The 14,695-nt window shown below is 69.6% G+C and carries 15 protein-coding genes and 1 pseudogene; 9 read left to right on the top strand and 7 right to left on the bottom strand.

Features of this window, described 5'->3' with window-relative positions; translation table 11 throughout:
- From DEIPI_RS30400 to rny, 4 genes and pseudogenes are all read left to right on the top strand, one after another.
- Nucleotides 1-182, top strand: a pseudogene (locus tag DEIPI_RS30400) (hypothetical protein); the annotation flags it as partial.
- Entirely contained in the window at nucleotides 179-742 is a 564-nt protein-coding gene (thpR, locus tag DEIPI_RS0111275) for an RNA 2',3'-cyclic phosphodiesterase (protein WP_027481847.1), read from the top strand. The pseudogene DEIPI_RS30400 and the gene thpR, both read left to right, overlap by 4 nt.
- 61 nt (nucleotides 743-803) lie before the next feature.
- Complete coding sequence (gene recA / locus DEIPI_RS0111270) at nucleotides 804-1,844, top strand: recombinase RecA (RefSeq protein ID WP_027481846.1); 1,041 nt, start codon at nucleotides 804-806, stop codon at nucleotides 1,842-1,844.
- A gap of 229 nt (nucleotides 1,845-2,073) precedes the next feature.
- Entirely contained in the window at nucleotides 2,074-3,711 is a 1,638-nt protein-coding gene (rny, locus tag DEIPI_RS0111265) for a ribonuclease Y (protein ID WP_027481845.1), read from the top strand.
- 269 nt (nucleotides 3,712-3,980) lie between these two features.
- On the opposite strand, the gene DEIPI_RS0111260 is transcribed toward rny, so the two are convergent.
- The 4 genes from DEIPI_RS0111260 to DEIPI_RS0111245 form a co-directional block, all read right to left on the bottom strand.
- Nucleotides 3,981-5,222: a S41 family peptidase gene (locus DEIPI_RS0111260; RefSeq protein WP_027481844.1), complete on the bottom strand. Its 1,242-nt coding sequence runs from the start codon at nucleotides 5,220-5,222 to the stop codon at nucleotides 3,981-3,983.
- A gap of 142 nt (nucleotides 5,223-5,364) precedes the next feature.
- On the bottom strand, nucleotides 5,365-6,390 hold the full coding sequence (locus DEIPI_RS0111255; RefSeq protein ID WP_027481843.1) for an ABC transporter permease: 1,026 nt from the start codon (nucleotides 6,388-6,390) through the stop codon (nucleotides 5,365-5,367).
- A complete protein-coding gene (locus DEIPI_RS0111250) occupies nucleotides 6,390-7,418 on the bottom strand; it encodes an ABC transporter permease (RefSeq protein ID WP_027481842.1) in 1,029 nt (342 codons plus the stop codon). The genes DEIPI_RS0111255 and DEIPI_RS0111250 overlap by 1 nt, the downstream gene beginning before the upstream one ends.
- A gap of 127 nt (nucleotides 7,419-7,545) precedes the next feature.
- The gene (locus DEIPI_RS0111245; protein ID WP_027481841.1) at nucleotides 7,546-9,258 is read right to left on the bottom strand and encodes an ABC transporter substrate-binding protein; all 1,713 of its coding nucleotides are present in this window, start codon (nucleotides 9,256-9,258) and stop codon (nucleotides 7,546-7,548) included.
- Nucleotides 9,259-9,542: 284 nt separating this feature from the next.
- On the opposite strand from DEIPI_RS0111245, the gene DEIPI_RS0111240 reads away from it, so the two are divergent.
- Both DEIPI_RS0111240 and DEIPI_RS30395 read left to right on the top strand, forming a co-directional pair.
- Complete coding sequence (locus DEIPI_RS0111240; RefSeq protein WP_027481840.1) at nucleotides 9,543-10,562, top strand: D-alanine--D-alanine ligase family protein; 1,020 nt, start codon at nucleotides 9,543-9,545, stop codon at nucleotides 10,560-10,562.
- Nucleotides 10,563-10,623: 61 nt separating this feature from the next.
- Entirely contained in the window at nucleotides 10,624-10,983 is a 360-nt protein-coding gene (locus tag DEIPI_RS30395; protein WP_052351704.1) for a hypothetical protein, read from the top strand.
- 65 nt (nucleotides 10,984-11,048) lie between these two features.
- On the opposite strand, the gene DEIPI_RS0111230 is transcribed toward DEIPI_RS30395, so the two are convergent.
- Together DEIPI_RS0111230 and DEIPI_RS0111225 are read right to left on the bottom strand one after the other, a co-directional pair.
- Nucleotides 11,049-11,516, bottom strand: coding sequence for a peroxiredoxin (locus DEIPI_RS0111230; RefSeq protein WP_027481839.1), 468 nt, complete (start codon nucleotides 11,514-11,516; stop codon nucleotides 11,049-11,051).
- A 35-nt stretch (nucleotides 11,517-11,551) separates the two neighbouring features.
- Nucleotides 11,552-12,184: a trimeric intracellular cation channel family protein gene (locus DEIPI_RS0111225; RefSeq protein ID WP_027481838.1), complete on the bottom strand. Its 633-nt coding sequence runs from the start codon at nucleotides 12,182-12,184 to the stop codon at nucleotides 11,552-11,554.
- Nucleotides 12,185-12,242: 58 nt separating this feature from the next.
- On the opposite strand from DEIPI_RS0111225, the gene DEIPI_RS0111220 reads away from it, so the two are divergent.
- The gene (locus tag DEIPI_RS0111220; protein ID WP_027481837.1) at nucleotides 12,243-12,845 is read left to right on the top strand and encodes a DsbA family oxidoreductase; all 603 of its coding nucleotides are present in this window, start codon (nucleotides 12,243-12,245) and stop codon (nucleotides 12,843-12,845) included.
- Here the strand turns inward: DEIPI_RS0111220 and DEIPI_RS0111215 are convergent.
- Nucleotides 12,829-13,245 (bottom strand): methylglyoxal synthase, encoded by a 417-nt coding sequence (locus DEIPI_RS0111215; protein ID WP_045234122.1) that lies wholly within the window; start codon nucleotides 13,243-13,245, stop codon nucleotides 12,829-12,831. The genes DEIPI_RS0111220 and DEIPI_RS0111215 overlap by 17 nt on opposite strands.
- Before the next feature lie 44 nt (nucleotides 13,246-13,289).
- Here DEIPI_RS0111215 and DEIPI_RS0111210 point away from each other — a divergent pair, with 44 nt between their 5' ends.
- Together DEIPI_RS0111210 and dnaX are read left to right on the top strand one after the other, a co-directional pair.
- Nucleotides 13,290-13,805, top strand: coding sequence for a GNAT family N-acetyltransferase (locus tag DEIPI_RS0111210; RefSeq protein WP_027481835.1), 516 nt, complete (start codon nucleotides 13,290-13,292; stop codon nucleotides 13,803-13,805).
- Nucleotides 13,806-13,899: 94 nt separating this feature from the next.
- Nucleotides 13,900-14,695, top strand: a 796-nt coding sequence (dnaX, locus tag DEIPI_RS30390; RefSeq protein WP_157463612.1) for a DNA polymerase III subunit gamma/tau, incomplete at its 3' end; no start/stop codon positions are given.

Here is a 14,695-nt window from a genome sequence, read left to right as displayed (position 1 = left end):
CCGCCACCGGACGCGGCGACAAGCCCACCACGGGCGTCATGGCCGTGAGCGGTCCCTCGTCGGAGCGCGCCCTGAGCCTGGAGTGGCCCACCGACGTCCGCACCGCGCGCGAGCGCGTCGCGTACGGCGCGCTGGCCCTGCTGCTGCGCGAGGTGCGCCGCGCGCGCGGGGTGACCCCGTGAGGCTCTTCTACGCCGTACGCGTCCCGCCCGAGGTGGCGGCGCGGCTCTCGGAGGCGCAGCGGGACCTGCGCGGCAACTGGCGGCGCGTCGCGCCCGACCAGCTGCACGTGACCCTCGCGTACCTCCCGAACGTCCACGAGCGCGACCTCGACGCGCTGCGCGCCCTCGGGCGCGACGTGGCCCGCGTCGTCCCGCCCTTCACGGCCCGTCTGCGCGGCACCGGCTACTTCCCCAACGAGGGCAGCCCCCGCGTCTGGTTCGTGAAGGTGGACGCGCCCGAGCTGGACCTGCTCGCGCAGGGCCTCCGCGACGGGCTCACGGCGCGCGGCACCGCCTTCGACGACAAGCCCTTCAAGGCGCACGTCACCCTCGCGCGCAAGAAGGGCCCCGCGCCGCGCGTCGCGCCGCGCACCTTCGACCTCGAATGGGAGGCGCGCAACGTGCAGCTGGTGCGCAGCGTCCTGCACAAGACCGGCCCCGAGTACGACACGGTCGGCACGTACCGCCTCGCGGGCCCTAGACAGGCCGACAACCCCGACACCACCGAACCCGTAGCCTGAAACAGGCGTACGCAGCAAGCGGCCCCCCGCCCACTCACCGGGTACGCACCCTGGAGGAATCATGGACAAGGACAAGCTCAAGGCCCTCGAAACCGCGATGAGCCAGATCGAGAAGCAGTTCGGCAAGGGCTCGATCATGAAGCTCGGCGCGGAAAGCAAGCTGGACGTGCAGACCATCAGCACGGGCAGCCTCAGCCTCGACGTCGCCCTCGGCGTCGGCGGCATCCCGCGCGGACGCATCACCGAGATCTACGGTCCCGAGTCGGGCGGCAAGACCACGCTGGCCCTCTCGATCATCGCGCAGGCGCAGCGCGCGGGCGGCACCGCCGCGTTCATCGACGCGGAGCACGCCCTCGACCCCGTCTACGCGCGCGCGCTCGGCGTGAACACCGACGACCTCCTCGTCAGCCAGCCCGACAACGGCGAGCAGGCGCTGGAGATCATGGAGCTCCTCACCCGCTCGGGCGCCGTCGACATCGTCGTCGTGGACTCCGTCGCGGCCCTCACGCCGCGCGCCGAGATCGAGGGCGAGATGGGCGACAGCCTCCCCGGCCTGCAGGCCCGCCTCATGAGCCAGGCGCTGCGCAAGCTCACCGCGATCCTCTCCAAGACCAGCACCGCCGCGATCTTCATCAACCAGGTCCGCGAGAAGATCGGCGTGATGTACGGCAACCCCGAGACCACCACGGGCGGCCGCGCGCTGAAGTTCTACGCCTCGGTGCGCCTCGACGTCCGCAAGATCGGTCAGCCCGTCAAGAACGGCAACGACGCGGTCGGCAACACCGTCAAGATCAAGACCGTGAAGAACAAGGTCGCGCCGCCCTTCCAGGAGGTCGAGCTCACCCTGATGTACGGCAAGGGCTTCGACCAGCTCAGCGACCTCGTGACGCTCGCGAGCGACTTCGAGATCATCAAGAAGTCCGGCAGCTTCTACAGCTACGGCGACGACCGCATCGGGCAGGGCAAGGAGAAGGCCATCGCCTACATCGGCGAGCGCCCCGAGCTGGAGCAGGAGATCCGCGACCGCGTGCTCGCCGCGATCAGGGAGGGCCGCAACCCCACCGTGGTCGCCCCGGCCGCGCCCGCCGAAACCGAGAGCTGAACGTCCTCAGGCCCCGCGCCCTCTCCCCTCACCGGGAGAGGGTGTTTTCATGCACGCCCCGAGCGGTCCAGGGGAACTCTCGGGGCGTGAGGCGCGGTGTTAGACTGAGCCATGAGTGTGAACATTGTCGGACCCACGGGTCGGCCGTCCGTCACGGACCGGCTCGCCGCGTGGCTCCTGGCCGTGTGGACCTCACTCATGCATACCACTCACCATCGAAAGGAGCCGCATGCAGAACATCGTCATGTTGCTGCTGGGCCTCCTGGTCGGTGTGGCCATCGGCGGATTCGTCTTCTACGGGCGGGGGTTGCGCCAGCGCGCCCAGCTCGACGACACGCTCCAGCGGCAGGCTCAGGCCGAGGCGCAGCAAGTGCGCGAGGCCGCGAACCAGGATGCCCAGCGCCTCCGCTCGGAGGCGGAGCGCGTCCGCCAGGACGCCACACGACTGTATCAGGAAGCCGAGCAGCGGGAAAAGCAGGCGCTCACGGAACGGGATCACGCCGTGCAGCAGACGCAGCAGGAACGCGAGGCCCTGCGGGCCGAGCGGGGCGAGACGCGTCGCGAACGCGACGAGCTCAAGCGTGAGATCGAACGGCTCAACCGCCGCGCGGAGCAGCTCGACGCGCGCGGCCTGAAACTCGACGCCCTGGAGGAGAAGCTGGAGCGCGACGCGCGCCGCCTCGACGAGGAGATTCAGCACGCCTCGGAGAAGGTGCGGCTCGCGGAGCACCGCCTCTACGAGATCGCGGCGCTCACGCCCGATCAGGCGCGCGACCTCATCCTGGAGAAGCTCGACGCGGAACTCGAGGAGGAGAAGGCGCTGCGCGTCAAGGGCGCCCTGGACCGCGCCAGCGCCGAGGCGAAGCGCCGCGCGCAGAGCATCATCGCGCAGGCCATCCAGCGCAGCGCCTCCGAGACGAGCGCCGCGATGAGCGTGTCGGTCGTGCCGATCCCGTCGGACGCGATGAAGGGCCGCATCATCGGCCGCGAGGGCCGCAACATCCGCGCCTTCGAGGCGCTCACGGGCGTGGACCTCATCATCGACGACACGCCCGAGGCGGTGATCCTGTCGAGCTTCAACCCGGTCCGCCGCGAGGTCGCCAAGCGCGTCCTCGCGGAACTCGTCGCGGACGGACGCATCCACCCGACCCGCATCGAGGAGATGGTCCACAAGGCGCAGGACGACATGAAGGCCTTCATCCACCAGCAGGGCGAGGAGGCCGCCATCGAGGCGGGCGTCGTGGGGCTCAAGCCGGGCCTGCTGCAGCTGCTGGGCCGCATGTACTTCCGCACCAGCTACGGGCAGAACGTCCTCAAGCACAGCGTGCAGGTGGCGCACCTGACGGGCATCCTCGCGTCGGAGCTCGGCCTCGACGCGGGCGTCGCGCGCCGCGCGGGGCTGATGCACGACGTCGGCAAGAGCATCGACCGGGAGATCGAGGGGACGCACGTCGACATCGGCATCAGCCTCGCGCGGCGCTTCGGGGAGCCGCACGAGGTCATCGACGCGATCGCGCACCACCACGACCCGGAGAACGGCGAGACGCTCTACAGCGTCCTCGTCGCCGCCGCCGACGCGATCAGCGCGGCGCGGCCCGGCGCGCGCCGCGAGGAGCTCGAGGCGTACATCAAGCGGCTGGAGCAGCTGGAGCACATCGCGGTGTCCTTCCCCGGCGTCAGCCAGGCGTACGCGATCCAGGCGGGCCGCGAGGTGCGCGTCATCGTGCAGCCCGAGCGGGTCACGGACGCGCAGGCGACGCTGCTCGCGCGGGAGATCGCGTCGCGCATCGAGCAGGACATGGAGTACCCCGGGCAGGTGCAGGTGACCGTCGTGCGCGAGCAGCGCGCCGTCGAGTACGCGAAGTAACGCCCACCGGAAAGAGAGGCAGACGGGTGACCGTCTGCCTCTCCTGTTTGTGCTCAAGTCCTCGTATGGATGACAGGACCTTGGAATTGGTCGAGAAGGATGGCTTTCCCGTCTTCACAGGAACTGGGCCGGTCCCTGAGGACCTGGTGCGGCAGGACCGCGAGCGACGCCTTCTGGAACTGAGCGAGGGGCTGCCACCTTCAGAAGCCGAGGAAAAGCCATGAGAAAGGGGCTCACGGTCCTGCCGTGAGCCCCGCCAGTTCGTCCGCTCAGCGCGCCGTGGCGGCGGGCGTGGAGGCCCTGACGGCCTCGATGCCCTTCTGGAGCAGCACGTCCGTGCCGCGCGCGAGGAGTTCGTAGTCGTCGCTGCCCGCGATCTCGGGCGTGACGCGCGTGGGGTACGCGCTGCCGTCGGGCTTGCCGTAGTTGACGGTGGTGAGCTGCAGGGCCGCGTCGCCGGAGAGGGGGTAGACGAGGGTGGCGGTGTTGCCGACGCCGGCGGTGGCCTCACCGACGATGGGGCCGCGCTTGGCGTACTGGATCTCGCGGGCGAAGAACTCGCTGCACGACGCGCTGGCCTTGTTCACGAGGACCGCCATGGGGCCGTCCCAGCGCTGCGGGTCGCGGACGCCCGCCATGAAGCGGCGCCCGGAGCGGTACGCGCCGCCCGCGACGGTGGTGGGTTCGTCGCCTCCGCTGGTGCGGGCGACGCGGGTGAAGCTCGGGACGAACGCGCTGATGGAGAGGTCGCACTCGCGCAGGTCGCCGCCGCCGTTGTCGCGCAGGTCCACGAGGATGCCGCGCACGGCCTTCGCCTTGGCCTCGCGGACGAGGTCGTGGACGCCCTGGGCGACGCCGCCGCCCGCGATGAAGGTGGGGATGCGGATCACGGCGACGTCGTTGACGTACTCGATGCGGGGCAGGTCGCGGGTGGTGGAGACGCGCGCGGTGATGCGGAAGCTGAGGGTCTGGTCGCCGCGGACCGCTTCGAGCGTGATGGGCGAGCCCTTGCTGCGGCTCTCGCGCAGCAGGTCGTAGGTGTACTTCTGCCCGTCGAGCTTCACGAGGCGGTCGCCGCGCCGGATGCCGACCTCCTCGGCGCTGCTCCCGGGCACGATCTCCGTGACGACCTGCTGGCCGTCGGCGAGGTTGGCGAGCTTGATGCCGTACTGGAGGCGCGAGCCGCCGCTGGAGCGGGCCTTGAAGTCGCCGAAGGCCTCGGGCCGCTGGAAGAAGCTGTGCTCGTCGCCGAGGTTCGAGACGAGCTTGTCGATGATGGGCCAGGCGACGTTGAAGGCGCAGGTCTCCCCGGCGCTCTGACAGGCCGCGTCGAGGTCCTTCTGCGCGCCCGCGATGAGGGCGGGCCGGTCGACGGTGCTGAGGCCGCCGTACTGGGTCCGGACGAGGTCGGCCACTTCGTTGAAGACGGTCTGGGCGGGTGAGGTGGCGGACGCGGCGGACAGGGACAGCGAGGCGGTCGCGGCAGCGAGCGCGAGCAGACGGCTTGTCATCGTGTCTTTATTCTGCCGTTCTCCCTTAGGGTTTCGATGTGCGCTCCTTTACTTAAGTGAGAGTGAGGGAAGAACAGCATCAATGTCATTAAAGAAACAATCCGGCGCGGGAAGCGCCGGATTGCGGTGGGAACTGGAGGGTTCAGCGGGTGCGGGGGTCGAAGGCGTCGCGTGCCGCGTCACCGACGAGGTTCCAGCCGAGGCTGAACAGCACGATGCAGATCGCCGGGAAGAACGTGACGTACCAGTACGCCAGCGGCTGACCCGAGGGACCCTGGATCCACGCGCGGGCGAAGTTGATCAGCTGACCCCAGTCGGTGTAGCCCACCGGGAAGCCGAGTCCCAGGAAGGACAGCGCGGCGATGCCGAGCGGCACCGTGCCGAGGTCCAGCACGACCTGCGTGAGCAGGGCCGTCATGCTGTTGGGCACCACGTGACGGAACATCAGGCGGGCGTCGCGGGCACCGAGGGAGCGCGCGGCGTCCACGTACTCCATCTCGCGGGTGCGCAGCACGTCACCGCGGATGATGCGCGCGTAGCCCGCCCAGCCCGTCGCGACGAACGCGAGGATGATCGTGGTGGGGCTGGGCCGGAAGATCGCGACGAGCACCACCGTGAGGATCAGCCCGGGGAACGCGAAGATGATGTCGATGACACGCTGGATGACGTTGTCCACCCAGCCGCGGTAGTAGCCGCTGATCACGCCGACGATGATGCCGATCAGCAGGTTGATCGCGACGATGATCAGACCCATCTTGAGCATCGTGCGGGCGCCCCAGACGATGCCGTAGAAGATGTCGTAGCCCTGGCTGGTGCCGAACCACGCCTGATCGCTCGGGGGCGTCGGGACGGGGCTGAAGCTGATGCGGGTGATGGTGTAGCAGCTGTCCGGCGGCACGAAGATCGCCTTCCAGAAGTACGGCTGCAGCGGGTTGTACACCTGACCGCTGCTGGTCATGCCGAGGTCGCGCAGGCAGTTGTCCTTCGGCGTGGCGATCAGCGGCGCGAAGGCGGCCATCAGCACGAACACCGCGATGATGAACAGGCCGAACACGGCGAGGCGGTTGCGCAGCAGCTTGCGCAGCGGACGGGACTCGCGCAGACGCTCGCGCAGCGAGCGGCGCTTCACGGTCAGCGTGGGCGCGTTGTTGGGGTTGACGGCGCTCATCAGCCGAACCTCACGCGGGGATCGACGACGCCGTAGAGGATGTCGGTCAGAGTGTTCACGATCACCACGATCACGGCGTTGAGCAGCGCGAAACCGATCACGCCGGGCACGTCGAAGCGCAGCGCGGCCGTGCCGCCCCACTCGCCGATGCCGGGGTAGCCGAAGATCGTCTCGGTGAAGAGCACGCCGCCGAGCATGCTGATGAACACGAAACCGCCGAAGGTGACGATGGGCAGCAGCGCGTTGCGCCGGGCGTGCTTGAGGTTCACGGTGCGCTCGCTCAGGCCCTTGGCGCGGGCGGTGCGGACGTAGTCGCTCTGGAGCACCTCCAGCATCTGGCCGCGCATCACCTTGAGGATGAGCGCGCTGGACGTGATGATCAGCGTCAGCGCGGGCAGCACGAGGTGGTGCAGCGCGTCGAGCGCCACGTCGAACTTGCCGTTGAGCAGCGCGTCCACCGTGATCATGCCGGTGTAGCGGTGGAAGCTGGGGTCGGTGAGGGCGAACTGGTTGATGACGCTGAGGTTGCCGTTGCCGGGGAACCATCCGAGGAAGCCGTAGAACACCACGAGCAGCACGATCCCCATCACGAAGGTCGGGATGGAGTACGAGATGACCGAGAAGACCCGCAGGAACTGGTCCACGAAGCGGTCCTTGCGCAGCGCGGAGAGCGTCCCGAGCCACACGCCGACCAGGATGATCGGGATGGCCGCGACGATCGCGAGCTCCGCCGTGGCGGGCAGACGCTCCCGGATCGTGTCGATCACGGGCTCGTTGGAGGCCTTGCTGTACCCGAGGTCACCCTTGACGGCCGCGCCGAGCCACTTGCCGTACTGCACCGGGAAGGGCTGGTCGAGGCCGCGGTCGCGGATGATCTTGTCGATGTTGCGGGCCTGCGCGTCGCTGGTGATGTACGCGGCGGCGCGCTCCTCCGGCGTCAGAAACTGAAGAAGGCCCACGATCAGGACCGTGAGCGCCAGCATCACCAGCGGCAGCTGGATAAGCCGTTTGACGATGAAAGTCAACATGATTCCAACTCTATTCCTTCTGAAAAGGCTTTGGGGCGGACCCACATGACATTCGTGGGTGGCCGCCACCGGGAGCCTGCACGAGTGCGCGGGCAGGCCCGTTTCCAGGCCTGCCCGCACGGCGGGGTTACTTGCTGAGGTCCTTCCAGAGGGTACCGGTGATGCCGCTCAGCATGGGGTTGTAGGTGGCCTTGCTGACGCCCTTGAGGTTGCTGCGGTAGGCGAGGAAGTTCACGCCGGCCGGCTGCAGGATGAAGGGCGCGGTCTCGAAGGCGCGGTTGCCGATGAGGGTGTAGAGGCGCGCGCGCTTGGCCGGGTCGGTGGTGCTGCGGGCCTGCTGCACCCACGCGTCCACGTTCTTGTCGCTGTAGTTCAGGCGCGGGCTGTAGTAGCCGTTGCTGCTGTAGAAGGTGTTGACGAAGTTGTCGGGGTCGGCGTAGTCAGGAACCCACGCGATCGCGATCATCGCTTCCTTGCCGCTCTTGGAGTCGTTGAGCATCTCGGACCACTGCTTGGCCTCGATGTTCATCTTGAACTTGGGGTTCAGCGCCTCGATGCTGCGCTTCAGGATCTCCATCGCGGTCTGCTGCGCGGTGCTGCCGGCGCGGTAGCGGGCCGTGAGGGTGAAGCCGTTCTTCCAGACCTGGCCGCCGAACGCGCGCTTGAAGTACGCCTCCGCCTGCTTGGGGTTGTAGGTGTACTTCTTGACGTTCTCGTCGTAGCCGGGGAAGGAGTCGGGGAGCGCCATGGTGCGCTGCATGCCCTTGCCCTGCTGGACTTCCTTGATGTAGCGGTCGTAGTCGAAGGCGTAGCTGAAGCCACGGCGGACGTTGACGTCGCTGAAGAAGTTGGCGGGGATGCCCTTGCCGTCGAGCTTGCCGCTGCCGAGCACCTTCGGATCGCTGATCTTCTGGTTCATGAAGAACGTGCCGGCGGTGTTGTTGGGCAGGTCGTCGAGGATCGTGACGCCGCTGACGCCGCGCAGCTGCTCAAGGATGGGGCGCGGGCCGGTCTCGACGAGGTCGGCGTCGCCGCGCTTGAAGGCCTCGATGCGGGTCGCCTGCTCGCCGACCTTCTGCACGATGACGTTCTGGATGGCGGGCTTGCCGCCCCAGTAGCCGGGGAAGGCGCGCAGCAGGGTGGCGTTGGCGTCGCGGCGGACGAGCTGGTAGGCGCCGGTGCCGCTGGGGTTCTTGCTGAGGGCGCTGTCGTTGAGGTCCTTGCCGATCCAGGTCTTCCAGCTCGACTCCTTGCCGTCCCACTCGCCGATCTTGATGGCGTGGTCCTTGTCGACGATGCTGGCGCCGACGAAGGCGAGCTTGGAGATGAAGGCAGGGTCGACCTTGGGGAGCTTGAAGACGAGCTGGCCGGCGCTGTTGCAGCTCACGGCGTTGCTGATCTTGTCCCAGGTGACGCTCTTGTCGTCGTTGGCGTTGCTGGCGGTGCCGAGCAGGCTCTCGCTGATGAACCACGTCCACGAGTCGCTGTTGTTCACGACGAGGGCGCGGCGGAAGGTGTACTCCGCGTCGTCGCAGCTGTAGGTGCTGCCACTGTGGAACTTGACGCCCTTGCGGAGGTCGAAGGTCCAGGTCTTGCCGCCGTTGCTCTGCGTCCACTTGGTCGCGAGGGTGGGTTCGAGGTCACGGACGCTGTTGCCCTTGTAGGACACCAGGGTCTCGTAGATGTTCTCGACGTACTGGCCGGAGCCGGTGTCGTACGTCATGACAGGGTCGAGCGTGGGGTAGTCGCCCGACTGCTGGATCACGAGGGTGTCGTTGGGCGTCGCAGCGAAGGCCGCCGACGCGAGCAGGAACGTGGTGATCAGGCTGATCTTCTTCATGCTTCCTCCTGGGACCAAAAGGGCACCTGCGGCGACCCTCGGGTCGGCGCGCGCGCTGGAATGTGGTTGGAGCGAGTCTATCAACGGTCCCTCAAATGTGCAAATTAATGCATCCCCGACTGCGCCGAATGGCGGATGACACGCGGGTTCTCGCGTGCATCGGGCCCGGAAACGGCACCGTGAGCCCCGCGCTCCTTGTCGTCGCCTCAGCCTCTGCTCACGTTCATGGGTCACACGGCGGACGCGTCATCTCCGGCGCCCGCAAATCCTCTAGGCTGTCCCCCGTGAAGAAGCGCATTCTGCTGCTCGCAGGCGGGCAGTCCGGTGAACACGAGGTCAGCCTGTCCAGTGCCCGCAGCGTCCTGAACGCCCTCCCCGAGGAGCACTTCGAGGTCACGCCCCTCGTCATCAGCAAGCGGGGCCGCTGGCTCCCCCCCGAGGGCACCGCCCTCGCCCTCGGACAGGGCGCCGCCGAGGACGGCGGCGAACTCGTCCTGCACGGCGTCTCCCGCGCCGGGGACTACGACGTCGTCTTCCCCCTCCTGCACGGCCCCATGGGCGAGGACGGCACCGTCCAGGGCCTGCTCACGCTCGCGGGGATTCCCTTCGTGGGGAGCGGCGTGCTGGGCAGCGCGGTCAGCATGGACAAGGTCGTCGCGAAGGACGTCCTCGCCGCGCACGGCATCCCGCAGGTCGCGTACCGCCTCGTCACGCGCGGCGCGTGGCGCGCGAACCCCGAGGCCGCCATGGGCGCCGCGCGCGAGCTCGGCTATCCCCTCTTCGTGAAGCCCGCCAACCTCGGCTCGTCCGTCGGGATCAGCAAGGTGCGCGCCGAGGAGGACCTCACGGCGGCCCTCGACGTGGCCTTCGGCCTCGACCGCCGCGTGATCCTGGAAGCCATGACCGCCGAGAAGCCGCGCGAGCTGGAGATCGGCATCCTCGGCAACGACGCCCCCATCGCCTCCCCCGTCGGGGAACTGCGCTTCGACGCGGAGTTCTACGACTACCACACGAAGTACACCGAGGGCGAGGCGACCATGCACATCCCCGCCGACGTGCCCGCCGAGGTGGCCGCGCGCGTCCGCGAGCTCGCGCTCACCGCGTTCCGCGCGCTCGACTGCGCGGGCCTCGCCCGCGTCGACTTCTTCTACGTGGAGCGCACCGGGGAGCTCTTCCTCAACGAGGTCAACACCATGCCGGGCTTCACGACCACCAGCATGTACCCCAAGCTGTGGGAGGCGGGCGGTCTGGGCTACGCGGACCTCGTGACGCGCCTCGTGGAGCTCGCGACGGAGGACCGCTGAGGGCCGGGCGGGAGGACCCGCCGGGACGCTTGCACCTCCCCGACGGGTGTAGATTCCGGTGATGCTTTCCTCCCGCACCCTCGGAGCGCGCTTCTTCGCGCTGGGCTACGCCGCCGGGGTCGGCGTGTACTTCCTGCTGAACCTCGTCGGCAACCTCGTCCTGCGCGACCCCTGCGTGGGCCACACCACCTTCGGGCTCGTCGCGCCCCTGCTGCTCGGTCCGGGCGGCATCGCGGTGGCCGCGTCGGGCTTCTCGCGCGGACGGCGCGACCTCGGCGCGTTCGGCGTGGGCCTGGCCGTCTCCTCGCTCTTCCCCGCGCTGTACGGCGCGTCACGCGACCTGCTGTACCTGCGCTCCATCGGCTGCTCGCCCATGACGACGCCCGTCACGCCGCCCGCCGGTGGACCGCTGGGCCGCTGACCGGAAGGGCTCGCTTCAGGCGCGTCGTACGAGGTTCTGAAGAACCTCGTCGACACGAGATGGCGTCAGGACGGCACGGCGAGCGCGCGCACCTGCTCCAGCACCTGCTCCGGACGGACGGTGTAGTCCTTCGTCTGGGACTCCACGCCCTCGAAGCGCACCACGCCCTCCTTGTCCACGAGGAACACCGCGCGCTTCGTGACGCCGCGCTCGTCCATCGCGACGCCGTACGCGCGCGCCACCTGCAGGGTCATGTCCGCGAGGAGCGGCACCTCGATGCCGTACTCCGCCGCCCAGGCCTTGTGCGTCCAGACGCTGTCGCGGTTCACGCCCAGCACGACCGTGTCGAGCGCGCCGAACTCGTCCTGACGGCCGGAGTACTCGGGCAGCTGCATGCTGCACACCGGGCTGAAGTCGAGCGGGTAGAAGACGAGCACCACGTTGCGCTGACCGCGGAACTCGGAGAGACGGACCTCCTCGCCGGTGGAGGAGGGCAGCGCGAAGTCGGGGGCGGGCTGGCCGAGCAGGGACATGCCCAGAGTCTACGGCAGGAGCGCCGCGCCCGGAGTCAGGCGTCCGGCAGGCGACGCACGGGGAGACGCAGGTGCCCACGCCGGGAGAGCCAGCGCAGCGCCACCACCACGGTCGCGCCGATCAGCTGCCCCGTGAGGTCCGGCACGCGCGCGGCGTGCAGCACGAACACCGTGAGGGCGCCCGCGCCCGCCGCCGTCGCGTAGAGCTGGTCGCGGCGGTAGAGCACCTGCGGCACCTCGTTCGCGAGGAGGTCACGGATGACGCCGCCGCCCACGCCCGACAGGGCGCCCACGAAGATCACCCCGAGCGGCCCGAAGCCCAGCCGGATGCCGCCGAGCGCGCCGGAAACGCAGAACAGCGCGAGGCCCATCGTGTCGAAGAAGCTCAGGGTGCGGTCGAAGCGCTCCAGCCGCGGGCCGAACGCGAAGCCCGCCAGGGCGCCGACGATCGCGACCCACAGGTACGTCTCGTCGCGCAGGTACACGGGCGGCACGGTGCCCGTGAGGGTGTCGCGGATGCTGCCGCCGCCGACGGCGGTGACGCAGCCCAGCACGATCACGCCGAGCAGGTCGAAGCGCTTGCGGACGGCGAGCAGGGCGCCCGAGAGGCTGAACGCGAAGATGCCCACGAGGTCGAGGAGGCGCAGGCTGGCCTGGAGGTCGAGCACGCCCAGAGTGTATGACCTGCGCCCGTACGGGGAAAGACGGCGCGGTAGAGTCCCTCGCGTGATCGTCTACTTCGATTTCCTCTGCCCGTACGCGTGGCGCGGCCTCGAACTCTCGAATCTCCTCGGCGACCGACCCGAGCTGAGGCACTTCAGCCTCGTGCAGGGCAACCACCCGGAGAACCCGGACCGCAAGAACCCCACGTGGAAGCTCGCCGAGCAGTCCCTGACGGAGGGTCCGGGTCACCAGACGGCGAGCCTCGCGGCGTTCCTCGCGGCGAAGGCCGCCGCGCGGCAGGGCGACGAGGCCGGGCGCACGTACGCGCTGCACCTCATGCGGCTGCGGCACGCGGAGAAGCGTGAGCTCGGCGAGGCCGAGGTGCGGCTGGAGGCGGCGCGCCGCGCGGGCCTCGACCTCGCGCGCTTCGAGGCGGACCTCGCGGACGAGGCGGGCCTGCGCGCCGAGCTCGCGCGGGACCTCGACGCGGCCGCCCAGCTCGGCGTGTTCGGCACGCCCACCTTCGTGCTGGACTCCGGCGACGCGGCCTACCTGCGCTTCTCCGAACTGCCCGGGAGCGAGGAGGACGCGCGCCGCCTGTGGAGCACCTACGAGGCGGTCCTGACGAGCGGCGCGCGCATCGAGACGATCAAGCGCCCGAGGTGACGTTCCCGCGCCGCTCGTTCGCGAGCCAGCTCACGAGCGCCGCCGCCGAGGCGGGGTTCGTGGCGAGCGGCACGTCGTGGACGTCGCACAGCCGCACGAGGGCCGTCACGTCGGGCTCGTGCGGCTGCGCCGTGAGGGGATCGCGGAAGAAGAACACCGCGCGCACGCGGTCCTCCGCGATGCGCGCCCCGATCTGCTGGTCCCCGCCGAGCGGGCCCGACAGCACGCGCTCCACCGTCAGGCCCGTCTTCTCCTGCAGGATGCCGCCCGTCGTGCCCGTCGCGACGAGGTGATAGTTCGCGAGGGTCTCGCGGTGCGCGAGCACGAACAGCGCGAGGTCGAGCTTCTTCTTGTCGTGCGCGATCAGGGCCACCTGCTGCTTCGTCTGCGCCTGCGTCATCGCGCGTATTGTCGCACGCGCCCGCGCGGGGCTAGCGTTGCGGAATGGATCTGCGTGTTCTCACCGAGCGGGACGCCGCCGCCTACTTCGCCCTGAGGCTCTCGGGCCTGCGGGAGTCGCCGCGCGCGTTCGGCACGTCCGCGTCGGAGTTCGAGGCGCGGGGGGTCTCGTCCGTCGAGGAGCGTCTGCGGCCCGGCGCGGGGACGGTCACGTTCGGCGCCTTCGTGGACGGCGAGCTCGTCGGCATCGCCACCCTCGCGCGGGAGACGGGCCTCAACACGCGGCACAAGGCCTTCGTGGTGGGCATGTACGTCGCGCCGCACGTTCGCGGGAGGGGCGTGGCGCGCGCCGTCCTGACGCGGCTCATCACGCACGCGCGCGCCGTGGAGGGTCTGGAGCAGCTCATGCTGGCCGTCTCCTCCACCCAGACGGCGGCGCGCGCGCTCTACGCGAGCCTCGGCTTCGTGACCTTCGGACTGGAGCCGCGCGCGCTGAAGGTGGCGGGCGAGTACGTCGACGAGGAGCACATGCTGCTCGTCCTCGAGCCCGCCCCCGCATGAGAGCGTGTCACGTGGGGTGACGTGATGAACCGTCGCGCCCCGCGCCTTCGCTCTACACTGGTGAGGTGAAGCTCGGCCTCGGGAGCGCAGAAGAATGACCGCCATCTACCAGCGGGCCCGTCCCATCCACTGGGACGAGGTCGTCGGGCAGGAGCACGTCAAGGACGTGTTGCGCGCCGCCCTGGAGCGTGGCCGCGTCGGGCACGCGTACCTGTTCAGCGGCCCGCGCGGCGTCGGCAAGACCACCACCGCGCGCCTCATCGCGATGACCGCGAACTGCGAACGTGACGGCGTGAAGCCCTGCGGGGAGTGCCCGTCGTGCCTGATGGTCCGCGCGGGCAGCCACCCGGACGTGCTGGAGATCGACGCGGCCAGCAACAACAGCGTCGACGACGTCCGCGACCTGCGCGAGAAGGTCGGCCTCGCCGCGATGCGCGGCGGCAAGAAGATCTACATCCTCGACGAGGCGCACATGATGTCGCGCGCCGCGTTCAACGCCCTCCTCAAGACGCTGGAGGAGCCGCCCTCGCACGTGATCTTCGTGCTCGCCACGACCGAGCCGGAGAAGATCCTCCCGACGATCCTGTCGCGCTGCCAGCACTACCGTTTCCGCCGCCTGTCGGACGTGGAGATCGCGGGGAAGCTCGCGCGGCTGTGCGAGCAGGAGGGCGTGCGCGCCGAGGGCGAGGCGCTCTCCCTCATCGGTCGGCTCGCCGACGGCGCGATGCGTGACGGCGAGAGCCTCCTGGAGCGCATGCTCGCGGCGGGCGAGGACGTGACGCGCGCGGGCGTGGAGGCCGCGCTGGGCCTGCCGCCGTCGGAGCGCGTCGCGGAGATGGCGCGCGCCCTCGCCGCCCGTGACGCGGAGCCCCTGCTCACGGGCGCGGGTC

The organism is Deinococcus pimensis DSM 21231 (assembly GCF_000519345.1).
GTDB classification, from domain to species: domain Bacteria; phylum Deinococcota; class Deinococci; order Deinococcales; family Deinococcaceae; genus Deinococcus_A; species Deinococcus_A pimensis.
This window is presented reverse-complemented; position numbering and strand designations above follow the sequence as displayed.

Coding starts and splice junctions, on each gene's coding strand:
- recA (WP_027481846.1), top strand. CDS start 804: ATGGACAAGGACAAGCTCAAGGCCCTCGAAACCGCGATGAGCCAGATC.
- rny (WP_027481845.1), top strand. CDS start 2,074: ATGCAGAACATCGTCATGTTGCTGCTGGGCCTCCTGGTCGGTGTGGCC.
- DEIPI_RS0111260 (WP_027481844.1), bottom strand. CDS start 5,222: ATGACAAGCCGTCTGCTCGCGCTCGCTGCCGCGACCGCCTCGCTGTCC.
- DEIPI_RS0111255 (WP_027481843.1), bottom strand. CDS start 6,390: ATGAGCGCCGTCAACCCCAACAACGCGCCCACGCTGACCGTGAAGCGC.
- DEIPI_RS0111250 (WP_027481842.1), bottom strand. CDS start 7,418: ATGTTGACTTTCATCGTCAAACGGCTTATCCAGCTGCCGCTGGTGATG.
- DEIPI_RS0111245 (WP_027481841.1), bottom strand. CDS start 9,258: ATGAAGAAGATCAGCCTGATCACCACGTTCCTGCTCGCGTCGGCGGCC.
- DEIPI_RS30395 (WP_052351704.1), top strand. CDS start 10,624: ATGCTTTCCTCCCGCACCCTCGGAGCGCGCTTCTTCGCGCTGGGCTAC.
- DEIPI_RS0111230 (WP_027481839.1), bottom strand. CDS start 11,516: ATGTCCCTGCTCGGCCAGCCCGCCCCCGACTTCGCGCTGCCCTCCTCC.
- DEIPI_RS0111215 (WP_045234122.1), bottom strand. CDS start 13,245: ATGACGCAGGCGCAGACGAAGCAGCAGGTGGCCCTGATCGCGCACGAC.
- DEIPI_RS0111210 (WP_027481835.1), top strand. CDS start 13,290: ATGGATCTGCGTGTTCTCACCGAGCGGGACGCCGCCGCCTACTTCGCC.